At 48.2% G+C, this 3,242-nt stretch carries 3 protein-coding genes; 2 read left to right on the forward strand and 1 reads right to left on the reverse strand.

Going from position 1 to position 3,242, the window contains the following annotated elements:
- On the forward strand, positions 1 to 317 hold a 317-nt coding region (locus SA87_RS09520; RefSeq protein WP_211264209.1), incomplete at its 5' end, for a transposase.
- Between the two features lie 57 nt (positions 318 to 374).
- Here SA87_RS09520 and SA87_RS13310 read toward each other — a convergent pair.
- On the reverse strand, positions 375 to 1,082 hold the full coding sequence (locus tag SA87_RS13310; RefSeq protein WP_054632689.1) for a hypothetical protein: 708 nt from the start codon (positions 1,080 to 1,082) through the stop codon (positions 375 to 377).
- Between the two features lie 359 nt (positions 1,083 to 1,441).
- On the opposite strand from SA87_RS13310, the gene SA87_RS12805 reads away from it, so the two are divergent.
- Entirely contained in the window at positions 1,442 to 3,139 is a 1,698-nt protein-coding gene (locus SA87_RS12805; protein WP_082910525.1) for an AAA family ATPase, read from the forward strand.
- Positions 3,140 to 3,242 lie beyond the last annotated feature (103 nt).

The following is a 3,242-nucleotide window of genomic DNA, read 5'->3' on the forward strand; positions in this document are numbered from 1 at the left end:
CCAAGGCCGTCAAGGTGCTAGAGGAGGGCTTTGACGACGTCACGGCCGTGCTGGTCTTGCCGGATCGCTATCGGCGGCGCTTGCGTACCACGAACGGCGTGGAACGACTCAACGAGGAGATTCGCCGTCGTGAAAGAGTCATCCGCATCTTTCCCAACCGGGAATCCGTGATACGGTTGCTTGGAGCGCTACTCATGGAGATAGACGAGACGTGGACCACTGGGCACCGCTACCTGAATATGGATGAGTATTGGCAGTGGAAGAAGGAACAACAGAAATCCACTGAGCCGGCCATGCTGCACGTTGTGAATGCCTGAGTGACCTGTCCTTTCATTCGCCGAAGAGGGCAATTTACACATGATACTGGACTTGATCTATTTTTTACCTTGATTCGTGTTCTGATGAGTCTCATAGGCTTTACTCTCTAGCCAATAGTAGTATGGATTTCCCGCCTTACCATGAAGCGTTGCGGTAGCACCCCAGTAATCTCTCACATCATCAGTGTCTGCATCACTGTTAAATACCCAATAATCAAGGTCGTGGATAACTCGGTGAGCGTATGCTAGTGAGATGCTCAGTCTCTTCTCCGAAGCAATCTCCATAAAACGCTGAAATGTTTGTAAATCCAGCTTCAGGTTTTCGTCTCCGATGAGAGGCAGTAACTCGTTTACGGTTGAGGTGAATTGAGCAGTCAATCCACTCTGTGGGTCAGTAAAAACTTTCCAAGTCTCGTCATCTTGACTCACGTACTTTTTAATACCGCCATAGGTGAGGAGCTGGTCTAACGCCTCATGCATCTGGTGAATAGAGTCTTTTACAGTTTGTAGGTCTTCTGCTTTGATGCTGGCAACAGCCTTCTCAGCTTTTTCAGTCCGTTGGTCAGTACTCTCCTCTTTCTGAGGAGCTTCTTTTGAAGTCTCGACGTTCTGGGAGGCTTCCACTGCTGGTACTACTGTGGTTAGCTTGGTCTCTGTAACATTTGGTGATGATGTGTCACTAAGCTTAGCGGTTTCAGTCTTCCCACAGGAAGTAAGGAATAGTGTGACTGTAAGAAGTAGCAGGAGAATCTTAACTCTCTTCATCTTTGGTCTCCTCCTGTAACAGTCCAATCTCCTTCAAATACAGCAGTGTAGCGTATCTAACAAGTCCGGCTGGCCTTCTGTCTGTTTGGTACGCAGCTTTCTGGATAAGTTCAAACTCTTCTGTGGTGAAGGTTGCCGATACCATCTTCGTGCGAGGTTCTGGTTTCTTGTCTTTCATAGAAACTCCTCCAAACTCGTGTACTTTCATAGACATTATACCAGTCTATGGGATTTTTTACAAGCATCGAACCTATCGACTGTGATAAAATGACGAACAAAAAATGACGAAAATACCTATTGAAAGTTCCGGAGCTTAATCATAAAATAAAATCAAACAACTCGAAAGGAGGTTATTGCTAATGCAAGTAGATTTTGGAATTGATTTCCGGAAAGAAGGAGGGAGAATTCTCAACCTGTTTAGCACCTACTCCGGCTACGACTACGAGAAGGAGCTCCAGAAGCCGGAGAGCAGCAGTGGGACAATCAACATTCACTGTCCGTTCCACAATGACCGGCACCCGTCTGCTTGGTTCAATGTTCGGACGGGCTTTTTTGGTTGTCACTCTTGCGGAATCTACTATCGTTGGTCTGACCTAGTACAGATGGAGAACGACTTCTACGGAGTAACGAGTAGGTACGGCGAACCGAAAGACAACCGTGAAAAGGGTCAGAGGCTCTTTGAGCTAGTGTGGGGAACAAGCATCGAAGAGCAAGAGAAGAAAATGATGAAGATGAGGAGACCATCTCCAGAACTCTGCCAGTACTTTGAGGACTTCGTTGAAGCAAGCCAGCGGAGATTGAGAGAGATTGTCGAATCCGGAGAGATACCGCCCTACCTCCAAGAATACCTCAGTTCTCACGACCTCCAGATTGAAACGCTCGTCAAATGTGGCTGTGGTTATCGAGATTGGACAAAGGTTGGACCTGCGGTTGTCTTTCCGATGATTAAGTCAGGAATATGCGTAGGAGTTGGCCTGCGTGGAGAAGAAGGAAAACGAAATCTTCCCAACTCAAACGTTTGGCCGATTGGTCTCGATGATGCAATTCGAGCTGGTGCTCCAGTCGTTGCTATTGCAGAAGGAGGAAGTGACTACCTCCGACTCTCTCAAGCAGTGGAAAAGTGTGGTCTCGATACTCCAGTGATTGGCTGGCCGGGTAACGTTGTCCCTGAAGAGTGGGAGAGTTACTTGCTTAACTTTGACAGGATAATCTTTTATAGACAAGGAGACAAGACGTCCGAGCTCATCTCCAAGAGAGTAAGAGACCGCCTAGGAGAGCGTGTCAGGGTAGTTACGCTACCGACACAAGTAAAGCTCACCGAAGAGATAGTGGTCTCTCCCACCAACAAGGACATCTGCGAATGGTGTAAGGATATGCAGTACTGGAAAGAAAACTACGGAACAACAGACTACGACATCGACGAGAGGCTGGTAAAGTTCCTTCGCAACGTTCCACAGCCACGGAGGATTGTCTACACGTTGGAGGACATGATTCACCCCCCGAAGACTGCCGGCTGGCTAATCGAAAATGCAATTCCACGTGGAGAGATTGGACTGCTCTGGGGTCCTTCTCAGAACGGTAAGACAACTCTAGCTCTAAACCTCATCTACAGTTTAGCGACTGGAGAACCTCTTGCAGGTATTGAAGGACTTCGTCCAGCATCAGACCTCCCACGCCCGCTAAAAGTCTTGTTCATCGAGGAGGACGCATCTCTGCCGAATGAGATAATCCCTCGGCTACGTTCGATATTTACTGGAAACCCAAGTCCTTCCGATGAAGACTTCGGTGCGGTAGTTCAGAGAGTTACCGCTGGGAACGTAGACGTTCGAGTCGCACAACTCTCACTCCGAGTTGACGATGAGAACAGTCCGGGGTACCGATATGCAACGGAGCTTTTGGAGGAGTTCTGGCCTCACGTTGTTATCTACGATGCACTACGCTCAATACACAGCAAGGAAGAGAACAGTCCATCAGAGATGGCAGTCGTCATTAACAACCTCCGAACACTTCAAGCGTATGGAGACAACAGGACAAGTCGTGTCCGGTATCATGTGTAAAAACGGATGGTCCAGGTAACATAAAATGAGCCATCCGGCCCTCTTTGGTAGAATGTGAGACGGAGAAGAAACCACTTCACCAGGAGGGATACCGGATGGCTCA

Source organism: Hydrogenibacillus schlegelii, assembly GCF_001653195.1.
Classification (GTDB): domain Bacteria; phylum Bacillota; class Bacilli; order Thermicanales; family DSM-22653; genus Hydrogenibacillus; species Hydrogenibacillus schlegelii.

Coding starts and splice junctions, on each gene's coding strand:
- SA87_RS12805 (WP_082910525.1), top strand. CDS start 1,442: ATGCAAGTAGATTTTGGAATTGATTTCCGGAAAGAAGGAGGGAGAATT.
- SA87_RS13310 (WP_054632689.1), bottom strand. CDS start 1,082: ATGAAGAGAGTTAAGATTCTCCTGCTACTTCTTACAGTCACACTATTC.